This window comes from Companilactobacillus metriopterae (assembly GCF_002762335.1).
GTDB lineage: Bacteria > Bacillota > Bacilli > Lactobacillales > Lactobacillaceae > Companilactobacillus > Companilactobacillus metriopterae.
The window spans coordinates 858,800-883,134 of record NZ_CP024610.1 but is presented as its reverse complement, the minus strand read 5'-3'; the positions used below and the strand labels follow the sequence as shown (position 1 = coordinate 883,134).

Genomic DNA, 24,335 nt, shown 5'->3' with positions numbered 1-24,335 from the left:
GCGTCTTTTTTAATTATTCTCAGTATCTTGTGGTTGATCATCAGTTGATTCTTGATTCTCATTATCAACATACTGTGAATCTTGGTTATTAGCAAGTTCTTCATACTCTGAATCAGAATAATTGTCTTCAATGTATTCTGGATTGTCTGTATTTGGCTCCTGATAATATTGATTATCTTCTTGATAATTCATGTCGTTTTTTGACATATCATTATCATAATATGTTCCATCATCTTGTGCAAGCATTTCTGGAACTGAAGGACTAATCATTTGTTTTAAATTGCTCGAAGCAATCTCTGAAGTAAGATTTTCCCACTGCGGGCTTTGAATCATATCTAACTGTTGTTGAAGTAATTCTTGTAGATTTGCTCTCAAACGGTCAGTATTAGATTTCAAAAGATCACTTTCTGCAGAAACAGTTTGCGCTTTTTCAGATGCTTCTTGAAGTATTTGATTTGACTGTACTGTTGATTCATCAAGTATCTGACGTGCTTTTTTCTGTGCTTCATCAGACATGATTTGTGCTTCATTCTCAGCACCTAATTTTACATTTTCAGCCGCTTCTTGGGCAACTAATAGTGACTGATTCATTGCATCTTTTACTTCATTGAAGTATTGCAATTGGTCATTCATTTCTTTTAGTTGACCTTGTAGTTGATTGTTCTGTTGCAAAATAAGGTCATAATCGTTAACAATTTGATCTAAAAAAGAATCAACTTGGTCACGGTCATAGCCTCTAAATTTTTGGTCAAATGATTTATTATGAATTTCAATTGGTGATAATACCATAGTATTACTCCTAACTATTATGAATAATATTAACGAATAAAATAAACTTGTTATTTTTCGATTTACCCATTAAATCATTAATTTTAATTCTTCCAAAACCTCTAATACTAAGTGTATCACCTATTCCAACAAATGTACTTGGATTTGTATTACTAGTCCAATTTAACTGGACTCTATTGTGTTCCACAAGAGATTTTGCATTTTGACGAGACATGTCATATACAGTAGCTATGATTGTATCTATTCTTAATGATTGAACATTGATTACTTTATCATGAGATTCATTAATTGGAAGAATCATTTCGACAAACTTTTTTTCTCGAATGTGAACTTTAAAGGATCCAACTTTTGTTAATTGTTCTTTAAGGTACTCACCCATTTTATCAATTACAAAGAATTGCCACTTTTTACCATTGGTAATTATATCGCCAATCTTATCACGTTTAATTCCAGTTCCTGTCAGTGAACCCAATATTTGCCCATGACTCAAATTAGCAAAACGTTCAGGATATCTAATTTCATAAAGTGCAATCTTAAAATCATCATCATCTGGTTGATAGTAGTCCGGTGCTATTATGGCTCTAACACGTTCTGAATTATTGTATCCACCAAAATAATGAACATATATTCCTTCATATTGTCCAGACAAACTATCCAATATGGTTACTTCTCTTTGATTTAAAAAATCTGTTATCTGAGGAGAGTATGTAGTTTCAGCATTTAAAAGCAATTCACTCATGCGGTTTATAAAAGGCTTTTCCTCAGAACGGAAAAAGCCTCCACCAACATTATTATCCATTATAGAAATCTTAAAATTAAACCTGATATTATTTCCAGTATAATGAAAGCAATAACTGGAGAAATATCTAAAAAGCCTACTCTAGTAGGGATTATTCTTGAAATCAAATTTAAAAATGGTTGTACCATAGATCTAATAAATACCCCAAATGCTGAATTGTACAAAGCAGGGAAAAATGAAAGAACACAATATATAAGAATTATAAAACTATATATATTTATAATATTGGCTAAGAAAATAGGTAATCCATTAACTAGTCTGTCCATAAAATTACCTCATTATTTTATTCTGTTAAATCAGGAATACTTCCGTCAATTTCAAATTTTGGAGGTGTACACAAGAAAATCTTTTCTCCGACACGTTTTATCTCTCCATCAATTGCAAATACCGTTCCAGTTAAGAAATCTACAACACGTTTTGCTTGATCTTCATTTATATTGTTGAAATTTACAACTACTGCCTTATTTGATAATAACTGTTTAGCTACAGTTTTAGCATCAGAATAAACACGAGGTTGGAATATAGAGATTTTTGATGCTCCTGTATTTCTAACCTCAGTATTCATTGATACAACTTTATCATTTTCAGGCAATGTTTCTGTTTGTTCATATTGTTCAGAAGTTGTTTCTTCGTCGTTTATTCCAAAAAAGCTATTTAATTTCTCAAATGCCATAATGTAAAACTCCTTTGGTTATTTATTTCTACGTCTAAAAATTGGTGGTGTAGAATCATCTGAATCATCGTTTGTATCAAATGTTTCTGGTTTTTGGAAAATTTCAAAATCACTCTTTTCACCAGATGTAGATGTATTAGAAGATTCTGTATTAATATCCCAGTCTGCCAATGGGTCAACATTATTAGACTTAGATTGTGGTTGATTATCACCTCTATCAATAGTTATTGAATCAGTACCAGTTCCGCCAAAAACGGGTGGTTGTGGTTGAGGTCTTGAAGTGTTTCTTCTAGAAGGACGTTCTTGATCAACACCTGTAGCAATAACTGTAACTTTAACTTGATCACCAAGTGATTCATCAATAGAAGTACCAAATATGATGTTAACATCTGATGTAGCTTGATCTGTGACAATTTGAGCAGCATCTTGTGCTTCAAATAGTGATAGATCTGAACCACCAGTGATATTTAGAAGGACGTTCTTTGCACCATCAATTGAAACTTCTAGAAGTGGTGATGAAATTGCTTTATTTGTGGCTTCAGAAATTCTGTTTTCACCATTAGCCAAACCAACACCCATAAGTGCTGAACCTTGATCAGACATAACTGTCTTAACATCAGCAAAATCAAGATTAACAAATCCATTTGAAGTAATTAAGTCAGAAATACCTTGAACACCTTGTTTTAGAACATCATCAGCAACACTAAATGCTTCGTTCATTGGTGTGCTCTTGTCAACAATTTCAAGAATCTTACTGTTTGAAATTGATACCAATGTATCAACATTTTGCTTCAAGTTAGCGATTCCTTCTGCAGCAAATTTTGAGCGTTTAGGTCCTTCAAATACAAAAGGTCTTGTTACAACACCAACTGTAAGTGAACCACTTTCTTTTGCAATAGATGCGATTACAGGTGCAGCACCTGTACCTGTACCACCACCCATTCCGGCAGTAATAAAGATCATATCTGCTCCAGCAAGTGCTTCACGAATTGTTTCTTCACTTTCTTGTGCAGCTTTTTGGCCTACTTCTGGTGTAGAACCTGCACCAAGACCTTTTGTAAGTTTAGGTCCTAATTGAATTTTTGTTTGAGCTTTTGAGTGGTTCAAAGCTTGTAAATCAGTATTTGCTGCAATAAATTCAACACCTTGAATTCCAGCATCCACCATGCGATTTACGGCGTTTCCACCGGCTCCACCAACACCAATTACTTTTATTATTGCTCCAGATGAAGCATTTGAGTCTAATGAATATTCCATTGTCATTAAAGGATCCTCCAAGATCTTTATATCTGTTTTAGTTAATTAATCGAAAAATTTACTCCAAAAGTCTTTCAAGCCTGACAAGCGGTCACGTGAATCTGATTTCTTCTCACTTGATTTTTTCTCTTTAGGGGCAGATTTTTTAGTAGGTTGCTTCTTAGGTGTTTCCATCTTCTTAGGTTGTTGTTCAGGTTCATTTTGACGAACTCTGACATCAATATTGGAAACTACCGCACCATTGACAACATTGTCAGCGATGAATCCTACCTCACTTAAAGCTGCTGCATAAGTTACCAGTCCAAGACCTAATGAGTACGAAGGATACCTCATACCCATCTGTGCAGGAACATAACTTCTTACTTTAACACCAAAAATTTCTGAGGCTAATTTTTCTATATTAGGTGTAGCAGCAACTCCACCTGTTAGAACAATTCCACCAGGTAATGACAAAGCACCTGATGTTTCTAAAGGTGCTTTAATTCGATCAAAAATTTGTGCTATTCTTGCTTCGATTATTTCTGCTAAATCCTTTTCAGAAATATTTTGTGGTGTAGTTTCACCTACCACATCAACACTAATATTAGGATCTAGTGATGCTTCCAGTGAATCAGCATTTCCGTAATATAGTTTCAACTGGCTAGCATTTTCAATTGTTGTATTGAGAACTACTGATATATCATGTGTGATTAAATCTCCACCTTCAAAATCTGTAGTTGAAAGTTTTAATTTACGATCGTGAATTACAGACGCACTTGTCTGACCTGCACCCATATCCACTATTATTGCACCAAAATCAGATTCTCCTGAGTTAAGTACTACCTTACTCAAGGCCATTGGAGCAATGACTTTATGCTTGATATTTAATCCAGCCTGTTCTACTGCTTTCTTGGCATTGTGGATAATAGTCTTAGGAGCTGTATATGTAATACCATCCATCTCTAAGCGAACACCAATCATCCCACGTGGATCTTTAATATCCTTGAATCCGTCTACTGAAAAGCTAGAAGGAACCAATGATACAACTTCTCGCTCACTAGGTAAGTTTTGAGTCATTGCAGAAGACATCACTTGTCTAACATCATTCTCATTGATTTCTCTTGATTCAGAGTCAATTGCTAACATTCCCTGACATTGTTCGATTTGAATCATATTAGGCGAAATTCCTAAAACAACATCCTTAATAGTTATATTGGCTTGAGTTTCAGCTTTTTTTACTGCTTTTTGTATTGCACCTGAGGCCTTATCGATATCAACAATAACGCCTTTACTTACGCCTTCAGATCTTTCACTGCCGACACCAACAACATTTAGCTTATCACCGATAGCTTCACCAACTACTACTTTAATAGAGTTAGTTCCAATATCTAAGCCAACAAAAAACTTAGAATCATCCATAAGTTTATTCGCTTCCTCCTACCTAGTTTACAAAATATTTCACTTATCTAAAATTTTAACATAAAAAAGTTTAGATAAAAGTTATTTCTTTTCTTCAAACGGATACGAATAAGCACCAATTTGTAAATCAACAGTACCCTTTTCTTTCATTTGTGAAGCTATACCCGGATAATATTGCATTTTCTTCTGGAATGTTCGACTATCAGCAACAACTCGATTGCCGTCATTCATGTCAATTTTTATTCGGTAAGGGTTGAGTTTAGTGGCTGATTTATGTATTTCTGAAATGTTTGTTTTTACACTTTTTGGTAATTTTCCATATTTATTAGAAATATCCTTCAACTCACCTTTAGAAAATCCACTGTACAAAGGGTAATTTCCAATTGGTGACTTCATCTTTTTATCAACAATTTTCCCATCAGTTATTATCCGATAATAATATCCATTTTTTACAATGAATCCTAATGTTTCGGATTCTTTTACATTGATAGTCAGTTTATTGAAATGAGAAAAATTAAATGATAGTTCCTTTATTGAAGGTAATTCTTTTATAGTTTCATTCTTTATAGATTTTTCATGAAAAACAATACCTAAAATATTGCTGTTATCTTTAATTTTTGTTGCATCAATAACTTGTTGTTCGCCTAAGTCATTGACCCCTTTAACATCTATTTCTTTTAGTCTACTTAATGGTGAACCTAAGTAAGCAAAGAAAACAATGATTATTGCAACAACAAGAACAAAAATATTTCTAATTAGTTTCTTTCTTTTATTAGACATTTATTTTCCCCATAAAAACTAGTCAGTAAGTTTCTTCATTAAGTCAATCAATCTATCTGATGCATCTGGTACACCAATTTCTTTTGATTTTTCAGACATTTCTTTTTGTTTTGATTCATCAGTCATAATTCTGTTCACAGAATCAAACAAGCTTTGAGCATTCAAATCTGGTTCTTTCAATACAACTGCTGCACCATTTTTTGCAACTGATTGAGCATTAACTGTCTGATGATCATGTGTTACATATGGACTAGGTATAAAAATTGCAGGTATTCCTAGAGCTGTAATTTCTGCAATACTTGTAGCACCACTACGTCCAACTATAAGCTGAATATCTGGTAAAATCTCAGGCATATTTTCTATATATGGAACCACCGAAATATTATGATACCTATCCATTTTATCTCCCAATATTTCTGAAACATTGGCAAAATGAGCATTGCCAGTAACAAATAATACTTGATAGTTAGCATCAGAAAATTTGTCAAAATCTTGAACAAATGAATTGTTGATTGGAGTTGCTCCTCTAGAGCCTCCAAATACTAAAACTGTTGGTTCTTGAGGATTAAGATTAAAATCCTCTAATCGGTTATTTTTTTTAATACTTACAACTTCTTGAGCACGAGGATTTCCAGTAAAAACAATTTTCTTTTTCTCAGAAAATTGAGATCTAGCCTCTTCAAAAGCGATTGCAATATTATTAACAAAATGTCCCAAAAATTTATTTGTAACACCAGCAATTGTATTTTGCTCGTGAATTATCGTAGGAATATGCATTAAATGAGCAGCGTAAACAATGGCACTAGAGACGTATCCCCCAGTTCCAATGACAATATCTGGTTTAAATTCTTTGAGGATTTTTTTGGACTTACTGATACTAGATATAAATAAATTGACTGTTTTTATATTTTCTAGTGATAGCTTTCTTTTAAAACCTTGAATTTTAATTGTCTTGAATGGTATTCCATTTTCTTTAACAATCTTTTCTTCTAATCCTGTCTCAGTTCCAACATATAATATCTCATCAATTAAATCACGTTCTTTTAAACGATTTATTAATGCTAAAGCTGGATAAATGTGTCCGCCGGTTCCTCCACCAGAAACAACTACTCGCATTTTTGACATGCTATTCTCCTCTAAGTTTTTCAACTTCTTTAATGAATAAATCCCCACGTTGCTCAAATGTATCAAATTGATCCCAACTAGCTGCCGCAGGTGATAGTAAAACTACTGAACCCTTTTTGCTATTATCTTTTGCTAATTTTACTGCTTCAGGAAGTGTGTCCAGTACAAAAATATTTTTTATTCCTGCTTGTTCAGCAGCAACCTTCATTTTTGCTTTTGTTTCTCCATACAAATATATACTTACTACATTATTTAATTGTGGAACTAGTTCATCAAAACCATTCCCACGATCAAGACCACCTGCAATCAAATTTATTGGTTGCTTGAACGATTGCAAAGCCACTGTAGTTGCTTCAATATTTGTTGCTTTAGAATCATTATAATAACGAACATTGTCTATCTCATCGACAAACTGTATTCGATGCTTTACACCCTTAAATTCTTCTACAACTCGCACAATATCATCATTTTGAACATTAAATAATTTTGCTACGGTCACTGCCGCTAATATATTTTGAACATTATGTTCACCAGGAACTTTTATAGATTTTTCATCTAAAACTTTTTCGTTTTTCCAATAAATTGAACTGTCCTTAACGTAGGCGCCATTTTCCAAGACACTATTATCAGAGAAAGGAATAACTTTTGCTTTGGATATTTTTGATAAAATTTGCCACTCTGAATCATTCCAATTTACAATAAAATAATCTTCTTCAGTTTGATTCTTTGTGATATTCATTTTTGCTTTTACATAGTTATCACGATTACCATGAAAATCTAAATGAGCTGAATAAATGTTATTTAGTACTGCAACATGTGGGTGTAGATTAATTGTTCCTTCTAATTGAAAACTAGACAACTCAGTCACAATAACATCATCTTGAGTTGCTTTCTCTACAACATCAGATATTGGGATACCTATATTTCCGGCATAATAAGACTTCTTAAATTTAGATGATTTAGCTAGCATATCTCTAATTAAAGTAGTAACTGTTGTTTTACCATTTGAACCAGTAACTCCTACCATCGTTGCATCTGAAAAGGAATAAGCTACTTCAGGTTCTGTTATTACTGGAATATCTAAGCTGAGGGCACGTTCAACGATAGAATTAGTATATTTTATCCCAGGATTTTTCACTAAATAGTCAAAGCTAGAATCTATTAAATCAGGATTATTGGTACCTGTATGCACTTCGAATCCTCTTTTAATAAGCTTATTAGCCTCAATGTTGCCTTCCAAATCATTAGAATCAACAATAACTAATTTAGCATCCAATTTGTCCAATAGATTACTTACAGCGTAACCACTTTTGGCCAATCCTAATACCATTATCTTTTTACCGGAATAAATACTATCTAAATTCATTTAAATACCCCTTTTTTTAAATAAAGAACACGATATATAACAATGAGCACACTAAACCACAAATCCAGAATACAATATCAACCTGCCATTCACTCCAACCTAACATCTCAAAGTGATGGTGAATTGGTGTCATTTTGAAAACTCTTCTTTTAAATACTTTGAAAGAAAATACTTGAATCATTACACTCAAAGTTTCTACAACATAAACTAATCCTATTAATAGTAAAGACCAATATCTACCTAGCAAAATTGAGATAACTGCCAATCCTGCCCCTAATGCTAGTGATCCTACATCACCCATAAATATTTTGGCCGGCTTATGATTATAAACTAAAAATGCTAATAATCCACCTACCACAGATAAACAAACAATAGCGATATCAATTCTATCCTGCTTTAGAGCAATATATGCATAGGTAGCATATGAGATAGTACCCAGTCCACCTAAAAGTCCATCTAGCCCATCTGTTAGATTAGTAGCGTTAGAAAATCCAACAAGCCAGAATACTACAAATATTGAAAAGATGATTGATGAATTAATAGAAAATAAGCCAGGAATAGTAAAATTAACGGGCAATTTGTCATAGAAGTAGACTGAAAGAAAAATAAGACCAACTATAATCTGCAATGATAATTTCTGAAGCGCGGTTAATCCCATATTTCTCTTTTTGAATACTTTAATTGAATCATCAATATAACCGATACCAGCATATAAAATAATCACAAATGTTGTGATTAACAGAGCATGTGTAAGTTGATGCATCCATAATCCTACCCAGAGGTTAGTAATTGTCATCGCAATTACTATAATTAAGCCTCCCATAGTAGGTGTTCCTGATTTTTTCTCATGCCATTTTGGTCCTTCTTCGCGAATGGACTGACCTTCATTCCTAGAAATCAAATATCCTATAAAATAAGGCATCGCAATGGCTACTATAGCAAATGTACTAACTATATCTATAATTATTTTACTTAAAATCATATCTTTTCCCCAAAATATTAGTTTGCGTCTTTTAGTGTGATTACTATTTTAGTTTTATCTTCTAAAACTTTATCACTTTTAATTGATTGTTTTGTAACATATCCATCGCCCTTTGTTTGAACAGTTTTACCTGTGATTTCGGCAAATTTAAGTACGTCATTCTTGGACCATCCTGTTAAATCAGGCATAGTCATTGCTCCATTTGTCAACAATACAATTCTTTGACCACTCATAACCTTGTCGCCACTAGTTGGAATTTGTTGAACAATTTTATTACCAGTACCTATGATACCAGTTTGAAGTCCCAGCTTCTCTACTTCTTTTGATGCATCATCTACTGATTTATTAAGTAAATTAGGAACAGTTATATACTGACTTGATGCATTAGTTGATTCTATAGGTGTATCACCTTGATTAACCAATCTAGTTACAAGTGGGTTAAATATCTCAGAAATCATTTGTTCTGCACCTTCAGTCATTAACTGTGGTTGTTTCATCGTTATATAAACAATATATTTTGGATCTTTATAAGGAACCATTCCGGCGACTGAGAATATATAATTACTTGATCCAGTTAGATAACCACCCGTAGGTGAGGCAATCTGGGCAGTACCAGTTTTAACCCCCACTTCAACATCTGGAACATCATAAACGCGTCCAGTACCATAATCCGCTGTTACAACTTCACGCATAGCATTTCTAACTTGTTTGGCTGTTGAAGCCTTAATAGGTTTCCCAACTTCGTTTGTTTTAAATTTCTGTGTTGTTTTTCCTGTAGTTGGATCAACAACCTTTTTTACTATTTGTGGTTGAATCATCACACCATTATTAGCTATAGCTGATATTGCCTGAAGCATTTGAATAGCGTTAACGTTGACACTTTGTCCAAAGGATGTCATTGCTTGATCACTGGCGTGATCAAAAGAAATCATCCCCGGAACTTCTCCTGGAAGTTCAATGCCAGTTTTTTGACCCATATGAAAATCTTTCATATATTTTAGCCATGTTTTGGCACCCATTTCTTGTTCAAGAGTAACCATACCTACGTTAGATGATCTTGGAAAGGCTTGTGACAATGGTATAGAACCCCATCCAGCTTTATCCCAATCACTAATTTTACGACTTCCTATTTCCACTGATCCAGAATTGAAATACTCATTTGGATTGTAGTGTTCAGAATCAATTGAAGCTGATAGAGTCAAAATTTTCATTACTGAACCAGGTTCATATTGATCTTCAACCAAAGTATCTCTCCAACTATTCTCAAGACCCTTACCAGTTGAAGGATTGAATGTAGGACGTTGTGTAGCTGCCTCAATGGCACCTGTTTTAGCATTCATAACAATTACTTGTAAATTTTTAGGATCATACTTTTCTTCAACATTTTGGCTTAGAACTTCGACATACTGTTGGACTTTACTATTTAAAGTTAAGTACACATTTGAACCATTTTCTGATTGTTTACCAACAGTTTGTGAACCTGGCAAAATATTATTATTTGAATCTACTTTTGATACGGTTTCGCCGTCCTTACCAGATAATACCTTGTTAAAGTACTTTTCAATTCCCATGACACCAGAAATATTGCTACCAGTATCTGAACTCTTGGATTTAGTAATTCCAACTAAATTGGTTGCAAAAACACCATTAGGATATGAACGTGATGGCAATTCTGTAAACTGAATTCCTTGTAAATTTTTTGAGGCAATTTTTTTCTTAGCTTCAATAGAGATACCACGACCAGCTGAACCAAATTCAACTTGGTAGGCACCTTTATCTGAAGGATTTAAAAATTTCAAAGCCTGTTCTTTTGAGATAGCTAAATTATCACTTAAGACTTCAGCGACCTTTTCTTTGTTATTTACATAAGCAGGTTTGCCATTTTCATCAGTTGCTTTTTTTGATAAAACTGCATAAACGTTATAGATAGTTGATTCACCAGCTATTACATTACCTGTACTATCAAAAATATCTCCACGTTTGGCATTAACCTTTTGAACTTTTTGATATTTCAATTTTGTTCTATCAGAAAGGTTTATTCCATCTTTACTTTTTGTAATGGCAACGCTAGAAAATTGTCCTATGAATACAGAAAAAGACAAGATAGTGACCGCCCCAATTATTATTCCAACAATTGTAGCATTGCGTCTTTTCTTGTCTGATAAATTATTTTTTATTATTCTTCTGAAGTTTGAAAAATTCATTTTGAAACATTCCTTACATTTTCATTACTCATTTTCAAATTATGTTCAGCTGCAAATGCTGATAATTTATCATAACTTGTTAATTCTGAGATCTCTTGTTGTAAGTTTACATTATTTGTTGTAGTTTGTGATGCTTCTGTATTAATTTTATTTAATTTATTTTGAGAAGTAGTCATTGATGCTCGCAAAGTAACCAATGAAACCATAAGAATCATGGTAACAATAGCAACACCTATTATGGAAATAACTTCCATAGGAGAAATAGGAACTTTTCTAGTAATAACTTCAGTTGCTTTTACTACTGAAGGTTGTGGTTGTTCTACTGTTTGATATTGTTCTTGATTTCTAAATGCTGTACTTTCTCTCATAATTATTCTCCATAATAATAATTAAATTTTTTCTACAACTCTTAATTTGGCGCTATGCGAGCGGTTGTTTTGATCTAACTCTGATTCTGAAGGTAGAATCGGCTTTCTTGTAATCAATTTCAACTCAGGTTGTAAATCATCTGGTATAACTGGTAAGCCTCTAGGTACATCAACTTGAGCATTGACTTTAAAGATATTTTTTACAATTCTGTCTTCCTTGGACTGGAATGTAATAACACTGATACGTCCCTTAGGTGCTAATAACTCTATAGATCCTTCAAGCGATCTTTCAATTGATCCCAATTCATCATTTACAGCAATTCTAATAGCTTGAAAAACTCTTTTGGCAGGATGACCACCTGTTCTTCTTTTTGCTGCAGGAATGGAATTTTTAACGATATCAGCCAATTCCAATGTGGATGTAATTCTGTGATCTTCTCGAGTTTTTTCAATAGATCTGCCTATTTGTTTAGCAAATTTCTCATCACTATATTTGAAAAATATACTTACTAATTCATTGAATGACCATGTATTGACAATTTCTTCAGCATCCAAAGATTGGCGCTGATCCATTCTCATGTCTAATCTTGCTTCCTTCTTGTAACTAAAACCTCTTGTTGCATCGTCAAATTGTGGTGATGAAACACCAAGGTCATAGACAACACCATCAACTGACTCAACACCTAATTCATTTAATCGTGATTTGATATTTTCAAAGTTATCACGAATCATTATCAATTTATTTGTACCAACGATTTCAGAATTATTTTGAATATCTTCACCAACTTTTATGGCTTCTTCATCACGATCAAAAGCGTAGACAGTACTGTTATTTATTCTTTTTAACAATTCTGTTGTGTGTCCACCTCTTCCAAAAGTTGCATCCACAAATACTGAGTTATCTCGCGGATTAACTTCATCAATGGTTTCTTTTAGTAGAACTGTTGTATGATCAAAATTTTTAGAAGTCAAAATCAGTCATCTTCTCCGATATATCTTCAAAATTTTCTTCTGCTTGTTGGCTAAACTCTGTCCATTTGTCTTCATCCCAAATTTCAATGCGATCTGAAACTCCAACAATGACACAATTTTTTTCTAATTTAGCAAAATCTGTGAGTGGGTTTGAAATGTTAATTCTTCCTTGCTTATCAAATTCTGCTTCCATAGCAGCTGAATAGAAGAATCTAGTAAATGCACGTGCATCTTTCTTAGTTAGTGGAAGTTTATCAAGCTGATGTTCCAGCTTCTCCCACTCGCTCATTGGATATCCGAATAAGCAACCATCCATTCCACGAGTCAATACAAATCCATCTTCCATTTCTTTACGAAACTTAGCTGGAACGATAATACGTCCTTTTGCATCAATCGTATGATGGTACTCTCCCATGAACATCCAAATCACCTCTTTCTCACATATATAAATTTACCACAATCTACCACTATCCTCCACTTTTTATTCAGTTTTTATCATTTTTATTTATTAAGCCTGATAAATTAATATTTTAACTAGGTGGGGGATTATCCCACTTATTGCAAATATTCTTAATTTGAAGTAACATTCAATTATCAATTATCAGGTGGTGAAGATTAATGAATAATCAAAAACCGAAAAAAAGTGCAATTACTCGAATTACACAAGTCATTATTTGGTTGATGATCATTGTTACATTAGGTGGAGTTATTTTAGGAGCCGTCTTTAGTTTTATAAATTAAAAAAAGAGGTTCTCACAAAAGTGAGAACCTCTTTTTATTTTATTTAGACTTTAATTATTCTATTTATAAATCTATTTAAAAATACGAGAATTATCGACAGCATAATTAAGTTGGCTAGAAAACTTCCTCCATTGATGACTAGAGAATATATCCATGGATTCATATTTTTTGGTGCATACAATCCCCAATATATTCCACCAGCAATAAAATGTAAGAAATACTTTGCAAAAAATCCTATTGTGGAATAAATCAAGATTACAAAGAATGTACTTTTTCCTTCTTGTATTTTTTCTTTTACTCTTGTACTTCCTATTCCAGCTAATCCAATTGCTGCAAAGGCGATTGGATACTCTATAAATCCCTGTAAAGGATTTAAAAATCCTCCACTACTAAATCCTCTTAAAATTAAATCAAGAATCCCCCACACTAATCCAGCCGTCAATCCAGGTTTGAGACCCCTTCTCAGGGCAAATATAACCATAGGAACCAACCCATATACTACTTCAATTGATGATGCACCAACTGAATGTGGTATATAATTCAATGCCTGAGCTAAAGCTGTTATTATTGCTCCTTCTATTAAGATAATTAACCCATCTTTTTTTTCCATAAAAAAACTCCCTTATGATTTTTTGTCATCACAAGAGAGTTAGAATAGTCTAACGAATAGGCATCTAATAACACATTCCTACGCATGTACTAACATAACAGGTTTAAAGGGTCTGACATATTTGCCACTCTCAGCCATTCGGCTCCCCCTGTGTTGACATATTTAACTATTGTTACCATATCACAGAATTTAACGTCTACCAAACAATCTGCCGATAAATCCTTGTTTCTTTTCCTCGGCATCAAATAAATCTAAAGGAATTGTCTCACCCAACATACGCTTAGCTATATTTTTGTATCCTCGACCAGCTTCACTGTTTGGATCGTTAACAATTGTTTGTCCAGAGTTAGAAGCATAGATAACATCATCTTCATCAATAACTACACCAATAAGAGGAATTCCTAAGTGATCCACAATATCAGTTATATTCATTGAAGTTCCATTGTTAATCATATTTTTACGAATTCTATTAATAATTAAGTGAGGTGTCACTGGCATGTTTAATTCTTCTAGAATTCCAACCACACGATCTGAGTCACTTATCGATGATACTTCAGGGTTAGTTACAATAAGTGCACCATCTGCAACTGAGACAGCATTTTGGAATCCTTCTTCTATACCAGCAGGACAATCGATAATAACAAAATCAAATCTAGATTTTAGATATTCAACAATGCCACTAATAGATTCTTTGTCTAAAGCATATTTGTCTTCAAATTGAGAAGCAGCTAATAAATATAAATTATCGTCAAATCTTGGATCTCTAACTAGTGCTTGAGAAATAGCAACTCTTTGACTAGCAACATCCAAAACATCATAAACAATTCTATTGGTTAATCCTAATACGGAGTCAAGATTTCTCAACCCAATATCAAGATCAATCATACAAACTTTTTGATTCATACTTGCTAGAGCTGTACTTATATTTGCAGTAGTTGTAGTTTTACCTACACCACCCTTACCAGACGTTACTACAATTGAAATTCCCATTATCTAAAAAAGTCCTCTCAAATTAATTTTTGAAATTTTTAATATCGTCTACACTAATTGAATGTATATCATCTAGATAAGCATATTGATTATCTGTATATTTTTCTGAATTTCCATCAGCAACTATTTCAAAAGTATCCGCAATTCTCACTTGAGCTACCTTAGCCAAATTTCCAAGAATATTGGCTGAAGTATTATCGGGATAACCTGCTTGGACAATACCACTGACTTCTCCCAAAATATACACAGATCCTGTAGCTGAAATTTGTGCAGAAGGATGCAAAGTTCCTAAGAATATTAAATCACCTTGATACTCTCTTTTTTGCCCACTTCTGATAATTCCTGTCTCAATATTGATATTACTCTCTTCAATTTTCTCTTCGACATCGTCTTTTGATAGTACATCTGATTCCAAACTTTGAAGATCAATTTGTGGGTACTTTGACAGAATAGTTTTTATTTCCAGTAATCTTTCAGAAGAGAGTTGTCTGCTTCCAGTTTTAACAAAGAATTTTATTGATTTATCTTCTGCACCCAAATTTTGTTGCAAAATTAATTCTTTAAAATCTTTAATCGAATCTTCTAAATTAGCTTCATCATTGAAGGTTACAACGATACCTTCTTTATTCCCCTTAAAAACAACGTTGTTCATCGTGATTCCCTCCGATATTTCACTAACCAATCACATATCCTTGCCATAATTACATATAAAATAAAAAACATTACAATATTAAATAATAAAGTTGGTCCTAATGTAAAAGTTACATAATCCAAAAAATCAGTTGTTGTCTGTTGAAATAGTCTTTCTAACAGATATACAAAAGTTTGTAATACAACTAGTACAATAAAATAAACTGATATTTCATAAATGAAGTCTGAGCTTGCAAGTAAATATTTGTAATGGTCAATTCCATAAAGGATAACTGGTATCAAAACTGTATAGATTCCTATTAATCCTGAATAATAAAAATCGTATGACAAACCAAAAATCACGCCGTATATGATGATCAATCTGGTATCATCCATTCTTACACAAAGCATAGTTAGTGCCATCAGCATTAACTGTGGAACGACAAAAAATGTTCCTTTATTTATGTTGTCAAAAAAAGACCATTTGATTATCCCATCAAGGAAGAATGTGATAAAAAGAAAAATTACTTGAAAAGAAATCTTACGTCTTCTAATTTCCATTTTTAATCACCACTAACCTTTGACTTAATAACTGTAACAACAGTAAAGTCTCTTAAATCTGCAGATGGAGTTATGTAAACAGAATTTGTCATTCCGTAGTTGTCCTTCTTAATTCCATAAACTTTACCTACATAAAGACCTTTAGGAGTTCTACCACCCAATCCTGAGGTTACAACTCTTTGACCTTTTTTGATTCCATCTGTAGATTGAACATTTTCCATAACTAGTTTTCCAGTTGATGAATCATATTTACTAATGACTCCATCAATTGCATTTGTTCCTTGAATTTCAACAGCAAATTTATCACTAACTTCATTATTTGTTGAGATCAATTCTACTTTTGAACTAATCTTATTAACTTCAATAATTCTACCTATCAAACCATTTCCAGACATTACTGGCATGTTTTTCTTAAGACCACTGGTAGAACCGCGATTAATTGTAAGATAATTTTGCCAATTATTAGGTGATCTAGTTACTACTGAGGCAGTCTGGATATCATAGTCGGTTAACGTAGCATCTAGCTTCAATTCTTTTTTTAATTTAGAGTTTTCATCTTGAACAGTTTTTAAATCAGTTTTATTTTTATCTAATTCATCTATTCTAGATTTTAAGCGTTGATTTTCAGTATAAGTATTATAAAAACTAGCAAACTGTGAGTTCACATTTTTTGCTGCATTTACGGGATACGCAAAAACACCACCTACTAAACTGTATGTGTCATTTCCTATCTGTTGGACAAATGATGGTGTTTCATCGTTATCCCTAACGTTGACTGAAACTGCTAAAAGTCCAAATGTAACAATAATAATAATCATAAAAATTATGAACTTTTTATTTGAAAAAAATTTCTGCATAATTTTCTCCCACAATAATCAATAAAAAAAACGGGTTACCCCGTTTACTTTTGACGACGGATCACATCGATATTTTTAAGTGATTCACCAGTACCTGCGGCAACACAATCCAAAGGATCTTGCGCAATAAATACAGGAACACCAGTTGCTTCTGATATAACTTCTGGTAAGTGATGTAGTAGTGCTCCACCACCAGTAAGAACGATACCATGATCGATAACATCAGCAGCAATTTCTGGTGATGTTTCTTCTAGTGTTTCCTTAATAGCAATAATAATTTCTTCAACATCTTCGTGAATTGCTTTAGCAATGTCTTCACCAGTTAGTTGGATTGTTTTAGGTAATCCAGTAACAAGATCACGACCTCTAATTTGCATTGCTTCTAATTCAGTAGCTTTTTCAACTGAAGCTGAACCAACTTGAATTTTAACTTCTTCAGCAGTTCTTTCACCAATTTGTAAATTGAAATGTGCCTTGATATAAGTAGTGATTGATTCATCAAACTTATCTCCAGCCACTCTAATTGAACGTGAAGAAACAATTCCACCTAATGAAATTGTAGCAACATCAGTAGTACCACCACCGATATCAACAACCATGTTACCAGTTGGATCCATAACAGGTAGACCTGCACCAATAGCAGCAGCAAATGGTTCTTCAATAACATAAGCTTCTTTAGCACCAGCATGTTGAGTAGCTTCGATAACAGCTCTCTTTTCAACTTCTGTAACACCACTTGGTACACAAACCATCACTGATGGTTTAGAGTTACCGGCAGCTTTTGAAATGAAATATTTCATCATGGCAGCTGTTGTATCGTAATCAGCAATAACTCCATCCTTCATAGGACGAATTGCTGAAATACTACCTGGTGTACGTCCAATCATTTCACGGGCATCAGAACCTACAGCAACAACTTCACCTGTATTATTATTTTTAGCTACAACTGAAGGTTCGTTAAGGACAATTCCTTTACCTTCAACATAAACTAGAGTATTAGCAGTACCTAAATCGATACCTATTTTTTTTGAACTAATTCCAAACAATATTATATCTCCTTTAATAACGACTGAAAATCGGACATTTTAAGCTAAAGAAAATTATATCATATATAAATGTATTTTTTATACAATGAAAAAACTTAACTTAATTGAAACATTATAAATTTACTTTTATAAAATCATTCTTTGAAAAAATTAGATGATCAATAAATTTAATACCCATTATTGTACAGCATTCTTCAATTCTTTGCGTAAGTTTTTTATCATTTTCTGAAGGAATTAATCTTCCAGAATAATGATTATGAGCTATAAGAATTTGAGTTGCTGAAAGTGACAGAGCTTCTCGGATAATATCACGCGGGTGAACTGTGGCTGAATCCATAGTTCCAATAAACATTATCTTTTCAAAAATTATATTATTATCACTATCTAGAAACAACGCCAGTAGCTTTTCTTGTTTAGAAAAACCTATCTTATTGCTAGCGTGTTTTGCAATCTCAGATAATGAATTAAATTTTTGAGGCATTACGTCACTTTCAAGTTTTCTGGAACCCAGTTCAGTAGCTGCCATTATTTTACATCCCTGCGCTAAGCCGATACCCTGTTGATCCAATAAATTTTGTAATGAAAAATCTAAATTTGGATACTTAGTAACTATCGAATGAGCTATCTCTGCAACATTAATATGTTTATTGCCATTGCCCAATAAAACTACCAATAATTCTAAGTTGGACAACGATGTTACACCATTTGTCTGAATTTTCTCTCTTAATTTTATCATTCTTTAAATTACGAAAGTATTCAATAAATCCGACACCAAGTAAAAAGATCCTGTAACTAAAAATATTTGATCACTTGTTTGTTCATCAATAAAACTTGAATAAAAGTCCCTATAATCATCCACAAATTCAACGTTCGAATAAATGGATAAATCGTAATCTTCTTTTCCAGCAGATCGTAAATTTTTTAACTGAGTTACATATACTTTTTTACTATGTTTAGACAAATTTGATAGAATAACATCTCTCTTTTTATCTTTCATGCCAGAATACAATACTATTATATCTTTATTGGGCCATGTTTTTGTTAAAGAATTTGTTAAATTATCAATTGCCGCAAAATTATGTGCCCCATCAAAAATAACTAGTGGATCTCTCCTCACTACTTGCATTCTCCCAGGTATCGGATGACTTTCAATTTCAGGTATCTCATCAGTTAAGTCATGATCCTTGTTAAGAAGATAGAATGCTTCAATTGCTATTGCTGCATTGATCGCAGTAGTTTTTTCAATTCCTAAGATACTAACAGGATAGGTTTCTCCATTTTTAAAATCAAAATTGATTTTAATATCTTTCACTCGGAAATTTTCTATATTAAATTCCCTTTCGAATTGATACACAGAACTATCTTTTTGATCCGCTACTTTTTCAATAAGATGACTGACATCATCATCTAATAATCCCAATATAACAGGTGTATTCTGTTTTATTATTCCTGACTTTTCTCTTGCTATATCTAACAACGTAGGACCAATAATATTCTCATGATCCATTCCTACTGAAGTTATAATGGACAGAACTGGCTTCACAATATTTGTCTTATCTCTTTTTCCGCCGATACCTACCTCAACAACCGCAATATCTACTCTATCCTTAAAGTAAAGTAATCCCAGTGCAGTAACAAATTCAAATTCAGTTAATTCAATCCCCTTAGTTTGGACAACAATATAATTACTCAAATTGCACAAATCATCATTACTAATATATTCATGATTGATTTGAATGCGTTCATTAAATATTTTTATAAATGGAGAAATAAACATCCCTACACGTAAGTTGGATGCTTCCAATAAATTAGCCAGATAATTTGTCGTAGTGCCCTTCCCATTTGTTCCAGTGATGTGCACTATCTTATAACTATCTTGAGGATTCCCTAATTTTTGCATCGCTAGTTTAATAAAATCCAAACTATCAGATTCATGAAATTTGGGTAATGAATGAATATACTCTACTGCTTCATCTGATGTTTTAAACATATAATCTCTCCCAATAAAAAAGCCATCTATTTCATTATAGATGGCTTTTTTATTATTTACTATTTTTAAGTTGTTCGATACGTTGTTTTACTTTATCTTGCTTATCTTGATAATCTGCAAGTTTTGCTTTTTCTTCTGCAACAACACTTTCAGGAGCTTTCTTAACAAAACCTTCATTAGAAAGTTTCTTGTCAATTCTTGAAATTTCCTTGTCTAGCTTTGCAACTTCCTCTTCTTGACGAGTAATTTCTTCATCAATATTGATAAGCTCTGCTAATGGAACATAAATTTCTGTGCCACTAATAATCGCAGTCATAGCAAGATCAGGAGCTTCTAAATCAACAGAAACTTGTAAATCCTTAGGATGAACAAAACGATCTATATAATCTTTGTTGTCTAAGAAAATTTCTTTTATAGAATCATTTTCAGGTTTGATTAGAATATCAACTTCTTTTGACATTGGTGCATTTGCATCTACACGAATTTTTCTTACTGCTTTGATCAAATCAATTAGTATTTCCATTTGTTCAACTGATTCTGAATCTTCAAATTCAGCATGAGTAGTTGGATATTCTGATGTAGAGATTGATTCACCAGTATGAGGCATTGATAACCAAATTTTTTCGGTAACAAATGGCATAATTGGGTGCATTAATTTCAAAATTTGATCTAAAACATAAGTAAGTATCATGCGTTTATGGTCTTTTGAAGCACCATCTTCACCAGTAAGTGTCGCTTTACTCATTTCAATATACCAATCACAAAAGTCATTCCAGATGAAATTGTACATTGCTCGACCTGCTTCACCAAATTCAAACTTGTCAAATAGACGTGTAACATCAGAAACAGTTTGATTTAGTTTAGCAAGAATCCACTTATCAGAAAGATCAAATGAGTCATCAATTGTTATATTATCTACTGGTTGAGCAGATTCATCCAAATTCATGATAACAAAACGACTAGCATTCCAAATTTTATTTATAAAATTCCATGCTGCATCCATCTTGTCGTAACTGAATCTTGTGTCCTGACCAGGAGTAGAACCCATCATCAAGAACCATCTTAATGAATCAGCACCATACTTCTCAATAACTTCCATTGGATCAATACCATTACCCAATGATTTACTCATCTTGCGACCTTGTTCGTCACGAATTAGACCATGAATAACGACATTTTCAAATGGACGTTCTCCAGTAAATTTCAAACTTTGGAAAATCATTCTTGATACCCAGAAGAAAATAATATCGTAACCAGTTACAAGAGTATTTGTTGGAAAATACTTCTTATAATCTTCACTTTCAACATCAGGCCAACCCATAGTTGAAAATGGCCATAATGCACTAGAGAACCAAGTATCCAGAACATCTTCTTCTTGAGTCCAATTTTCAATATCTGCAGGTTCTGTTTCACCTACATAGATCTCACCTGTTTCTTTATGATACCAAGCAGGAATTTGATGTCCCCACCATAATTGTCTAGAAATAACCCAATCGTGAACATTTTCCATCCATTGAGTAAAGGTATTTTCAAAACGTTCTGGAACAAAATCTACTTTGTTATCTGTTTCTTGATTCTTCAAAGCCATTTCAGCTAATGGTTGCATTTTAACAAACCATTGTGTTGATAATCTTGGTTCAACTACTGCATCTGATCTTTCTGAATGTCCAATACTATGAGTATAATCTTCAACTCTAATCATAAATCCAGCGTCTTCAAGATCTTTTTGAATTGCCTTACGAGCATCAAAGCGATCCATGCCATTATACTTACCAGCACGTTCGTTCATTGTTCCATCAGCATTCATTGTGTTAATACGTTCAAGATTATGGCGATTACCCACTGCAAAATCGTTAGGATCGTGAGCAGGTGTTATTTTAACCATACCTGTACCAAAATCTTTATCTACATAATGATCTTCAATTATTGGAATTTTTCTATCTACTAAAGGAACAATGACTTCTTTACCAATAATATCTTTATATCTATCATCGTCTGGACTTACAGCAATAGCTACATCACCAAACATGGTTTCTGGTCTAGTTGTTGCAATTTCAATAAAGCCAGAACCATCAGCGTATGGATATTTAACATGGTAAAAAGCACCATTATCATCTTTATGAATAACTTCAATATCAGAAAGTGCTGTTTGAAGAACAGGATCCCAGTTGATTATATATTCACCACGATAAATTAACCCCTGTTTGTAAAGTTCAACAAAGACCTTACGAACAGCTTTGGATAATCCTTCATCTAGGGTAAATCTTTCTCGATCATAATCCAATGAAAGACCTAATTTGCCCCATTGAGATTTAATGATTGAACCAAATTCATCTTTCCAATTCCAAACCTCTTGAACAAATTTTTCACGGCCTAACTCATATCTAGTTACACCTTTTTCTTCTCTAAGTTTGGCTTCAACTTTAGCTTGGGTAGCTATACCCGCGTGATCCATTCCTGGAAGATACAAGGTATCATAACCTTGCATTCTCTTGAATCTAATCAATGTATCTTGAATTGTTGTATCCCAAGCATGACCTAAATGTAGTTTTCCAGTTACATTGGGAGGTGGGATTACTATTGAGTAAGGTTTTGCTTCAGCGTTTCCTGAAGGCTTAAATACCCCTTGTTCTAGCCATTTATCATAGCGACCTTCTTCTACTTCATTGGGACTATACTTAGTATCCATATCAATTTCTCTAACCATATTTTTCTCCTTAAAATAAAAAAACACCCATCCTATGGAATAGGACGAATGCTCGCGGTGCCACCTAAATTAAGAGTTTTAAAAAACTCTTCACTCTACAATTAACGGTGTCCCGATCTTTAAAAGATAGCTCATAGGTAACAATTAATATCGACATCTAGGTAATTCTCAGCTGACATACCATTCTCTTAAGATATCTAATATCAATACTCCTAATCATTGCTGATAACTTGATGATAAATTATTACATCAATATCGTCAATATATTTATTAAAGCAAACTACTAATTTCATCTTGTTTTGAATCCATAAATGTATCCCCAGGTTCAACAGTTGTTATCTTAATATTATCTAATGAACGTTGAATTAAGCCATCAATATCCAATGAACTTTCAAACTTAATAGTCTTTTCCATATTAGGTTTAGTCTTTGGACTTGGTGGAGCAAATACTGTACAGCAATCTTCAAAAGGCATAATTGATAAATTAAATGTATCAATATTTTCTGCAACTCGAATAATATCTGTTTTATCCATCGTAGCAACAGGTCTAAGTATTGGAGTTGTTGTCACTTCATTGATAGCTGCCATACTTTCAAGAGTCTGCGAGGCAACTTGTCCAACGGCCTCACCATTGAAAATCGCCAATCCTCCACGCTGTTCACGAATCATATCTGTTAATCTCAACATAAAACGACGTTGAATTGTCATCAAATATCCTTCAGGAACATTAGCTTTAATAGTTTCTTGAATCTCAGCAAATGGAACTTCGATAAATTTAATACTTCCACCAAAGGATGTTAATTTACTTGTTAATTCTTTTGCCTTATTCAATGCTTGCTCAGAAGTATATGGAGGGCTGAAGAAATGAACCATCTCTATTTCAACGCCACGTTTTAATGCAAAATATCCTGCAACAGGAGAATCAATTCCTCCTGACAACATCAACATCCCCTTACCTGCAGTACCAACAGGAAGACCACCAGCACCTTTAACAGTTAAATATGATAAATATATCCCATCGTGACGGACTTCAACGGATATCTTAATATCAGGCTTACGAAGGTCAACCTTAATTTCAGGAAATTCTACACAAATTGCATCTCCTAATTGAAGATTAATTTGATTAGTATCCAGTAGATAATCATGATCAGATCGTTTTGTACCAACTTTGAAAGTCATACCAGGTTCATATGCTTCGTGCATCATATCAATCGCTGTCTTTTTAACTTCTTCAAAATCTTTGGATACCCTGATACTCAAAGAGAATGTTTGAATACCAAAGATATTTTTTAATTTTTCCATAATGGGTTTTGCATCTAAACCATTCAATTGGATATGCAAACGGTCACGATGAGGTTGAATAGTTAATTCAGGATAATCTTTTAAAACTTTAGTGACATTACCATGTAGTCGCCCAATAAAACTATTGCGATTTTTTCCCTTTGTTGATAGTTCACCATAGCGAACCATAATTTCAGTATATTTCATTA

At 33.1% G+C, this 24,335-nt stretch carries 25 protein-coding genes and 1 riboswitch; of the genes, 1 reads left to right on the top strand and 24 read right to left on the bottom strand.

Annotation, left to right across the window (positions count from 1 at the left end):
• Positions 1–9 precede the first annotated feature (9 nt).
• The 14 genes from CS873_RS04330 to mraZ form a co-directional block, all read right to left on the bottom strand.
• Positions 10–789: a DivIVA domain-containing protein gene (locus tag CS873_RS04330; protein WP_099974646.1), complete on the bottom strand. Its 780-nt coding sequence runs from the start codon at positions 787–789 to the stop codon at positions 10–12.
• Positions 790–799: 10 nt separating this feature from the next.
• Positions 800–1,588 carry a YlmH family RNA-binding protein gene (locus CS873_RS04325; protein ID WP_099974645.1) on the bottom strand — a complete coding sequence of 263 codons (789 nt, stop codon included), beginning with the start codon at positions 1,586–1,588 and terminating at the stop codon, positions 800–802.
• Complete coding sequence (locus CS873_RS04320; RefSeq protein WP_099974644.1) at positions 1,588–1,854, bottom strand: YggT family protein; 267 nt, start codon at positions 1,852–1,854, stop codon at positions 1,588–1,590. The genes CS873_RS04325 and CS873_RS04320 overlap by 1 nt, the downstream gene beginning before the upstream one ends.
• 17 nt (positions 1,855–1,871) lie before the next feature.
• Positions 1,872–2,261, bottom strand: coding sequence for a cell division protein SepF (locus CS873_RS04315; protein WP_099974643.1), 390 nt, complete (start codon positions 2,259–2,261; stop codon positions 1,872–1,874).
• 18 nt (positions 2,262–2,279) lie between these two features.
• Entirely contained in the window at positions 2,280–3,518 is a 1,239-nt protein-coding gene (gene ftsZ, locus CS873_RS04310; protein WP_099975343.1) for a cell division protein FtsZ, read from the bottom strand.
• 45 nt (positions 3,519–3,563) lie between these two features.
• On the bottom strand, positions 3,564–4,916 hold the full coding sequence (ftsA, locus tag CS873_RS04305; protein ID WP_099974642.1) for a cell division protein FtsA: 1,353 nt from the start codon (positions 4,914–4,916) through the stop codon (positions 3,564–3,566).
• Positions 4,917–4,997: 81 nt separating this feature from the next.
• A complete protein-coding gene (locus CS873_RS04300) occupies positions 4,998–5,696 on the bottom strand; it encodes a cell division protein FtsQ/DivIB (protein ID WP_099974641.1) in 699 nt (232 codons plus the stop codon).
• Between the two features lie 18 nt (positions 5,697–5,714).
• Positions 5,715–6,812: an undecaprenyldiphospho-muramoylpentapeptide beta-N-acetylglucosaminyltransferase gene (gene murG / locus CS873_RS04295; protein ID WP_099975342.1), complete on the bottom strand. Its 1,098-nt coding sequence runs from the start codon at positions 6,810–6,812 to the stop codon at positions 5,715–5,717.
• 10 nt (positions 6,813–6,822) lie between these two features.
• Positions 6,823–8,187 (bottom strand): UDP-N-acetylmuramoyl-L-alanine--D-glutamate ligase, encoded by a 1,365-nt coding sequence (gene murD, locus CS873_RS04290; protein WP_099974640.1) that lies wholly within the window; start codon positions 8,185–8,187, stop codon positions 6,823–6,825.
• Between the two features lie 16 nt (positions 8,188–8,203).
• Entirely contained in the window at positions 8,204–9,169 is a 966-nt protein-coding gene (gene mraY, locus CS873_RS04285) for a phospho-N-acetylmuramoyl-pentapeptide-transferase (protein WP_099974639.1), read from the bottom strand.
• A gap of 17 nt (positions 9,170–9,186) precedes the next feature.
• Positions 9,187–11,373, bottom strand: a complete 2,187-nt coding sequence (locus CS873_RS04280) for a penicillin-binding transpeptidase domain-containing protein (protein WP_099974638.1) — start codon at positions 11,371–11,373, stop codon at positions 9,187–9,189.
• Positions 11,370–11,741 (bottom strand): cell division protein FtsL, encoded by a 372-nt coding sequence (gene ftsL, locus CS873_RS04275; RefSeq protein WP_099974637.1) that lies wholly within the window; start codon positions 11,739–11,741, stop codon positions 11,370–11,372. The genes CS873_RS04280 and ftsL overlap by 4 nt, the downstream gene beginning before the upstream one ends.
• A 21-nt stretch (positions 11,742–11,762) precedes the next feature.
• Entirely contained in the window at positions 11,763–12,713 is a 951-nt protein-coding gene (gene rsmH, locus CS873_RS04270; RefSeq protein ID WP_099974636.1) for a 16S rRNA (cytosine(1402)-N(4))-methyltransferase RsmH, read from the bottom strand.
• A complete protein-coding gene (gene mraZ / locus CS873_RS04265; protein ID WP_099974635.1) occupies positions 12,703–13,134 on the bottom strand; it encodes a division/cell wall cluster transcriptional repressor MraZ in 432 nt (143 codons plus the stop codon). The genes rsmH and mraZ overlap by 11 nt, the downstream gene beginning before the upstream one ends.
• 197 nt (positions 13,135–13,331) lie before the next feature.
• Between mraZ and CS873_RS04260 the strand changes: the two genes are divergently transcribed.
• A complete protein-coding gene (locus CS873_RS04260) occupies positions 13,332–13,454 on the top strand; it encodes a DUF4044 domain-containing protein (RefSeq protein ID WP_099974634.1) in 123 nt (40 codons plus the stop codon).
• Between the two features lie 43 nt (positions 13,455–13,497).
• Here CS873_RS04260 and thiT read toward each other — a convergent pair whose 3' ends face one another.
• The 10 genes from thiT to thiI form a co-directional block, all read right to left on the bottom strand.
• Positions 13,498–14,064 (bottom strand): energy-coupled thiamine transporter ThiT, encoded by a 567-nt coding sequence (thiT, locus tag CS873_RS04255; protein WP_099974633.1) that lies wholly within the window; start codon positions 14,062–14,064, stop codon positions 13,498–13,500.
• A 58-nt stretch (positions 14,065–14,122) separates the two neighbouring features.
• Positions 14,123–14,223: riboswitch (TPP riboswitch) on the bottom strand.
• 30 nt (positions 14,224–14,253) lie between these two features.
• A complete protein-coding gene (minD, locus tag CS873_RS04250) occupies positions 14,254–15,054 on the bottom strand; it encodes a septum site-determining protein MinD (protein WP_099974632.1) in 801 nt (266 codons plus the stop codon).
• 22 nt (positions 15,055–15,076) lie between these two features.
• The gene (locus CS873_RS04245) at positions 15,077–15,706 is read right to left on the bottom strand and encodes a septum site-determining protein MinC (protein ID WP_099974631.1); all 630 of its coding nucleotides are present in this window, start codon (positions 15,704–15,706) and stop codon (positions 15,077–15,079) included.
• Complete coding sequence (mreD, locus tag CS873_RS04240; protein ID WP_099974630.1) at positions 15,703–16,245, bottom strand: rod shape-determining protein MreD; 543 nt, start codon at positions 16,243–16,245, stop codon at positions 15,703–15,705. The genes CS873_RS04245 and mreD overlap by 4 nt, the downstream gene beginning before the upstream one ends.
• A gap of 2 nt (positions 16,246–16,247) precedes the next feature.
• Positions 16,248–17,102: a rod shape-determining protein MreC gene (gene mreC, locus CS873_RS04235; RefSeq protein ID WP_099974629.1), complete on the bottom strand. Its 855-nt coding sequence runs from the start codon at positions 17,100–17,102 to the stop codon at positions 16,248–16,250.
• A gap of 44 nt (positions 17,103–17,146) precedes the next feature.
• Positions 17,147–18,148 carry a rod shape-determining protein gene (locus CS873_RS04230; protein ID WP_099974628.1) on the bottom strand — a complete coding sequence of 334 codons (1,002 nt, stop codon included), beginning with the start codon at positions 18,146–18,148 and terminating at the stop codon, positions 17,147–17,149.
• Between the two features lie 112 nt (positions 18,149–18,260).
• On the bottom strand, positions 18,261–18,884 hold the full coding sequence (gene radC / locus CS873_RS04225; RefSeq protein ID WP_099974627.1) for a RadC family protein: 624 nt from the start codon (positions 18,882–18,884) through the stop codon (positions 18,261–18,263).
• A 3-nt stretch (positions 18,885–18,887) separates the two neighbouring features.
• Positions 18,888–20,138: a bifunctional folylpolyglutamate synthase/dihydrofolate synthase gene (locus CS873_RS04220; protein ID WP_099974626.1), complete on the bottom strand. Its 1,251-nt coding sequence runs from the start codon at positions 20,136–20,138 to the stop codon at positions 18,888–18,890.
• Positions 20,139–20,190: 52 nt separating this feature from the next.
• Entirely contained in the window at positions 20,191–22,845 is a 2,655-nt protein-coding gene (locus CS873_RS04215; RefSeq protein WP_099974625.1) for a valine--tRNA ligase, read from the bottom strand.
• Positions 22,846–23,115: 270 nt separating this feature from the next.
• Positions 23,116–24,333 (bottom strand): tRNA uracil 4-sulfurtransferase ThiI, encoded by a 1,218-nt coding sequence (gene thiI / locus CS873_RS04210; RefSeq protein WP_099974624.1) that lies wholly within the window; start codon positions 24,331–24,333, stop codon positions 23,116–23,118.
• Between the last annotated feature and the right edge of the window lie 2 nt (positions 24,334–24,335).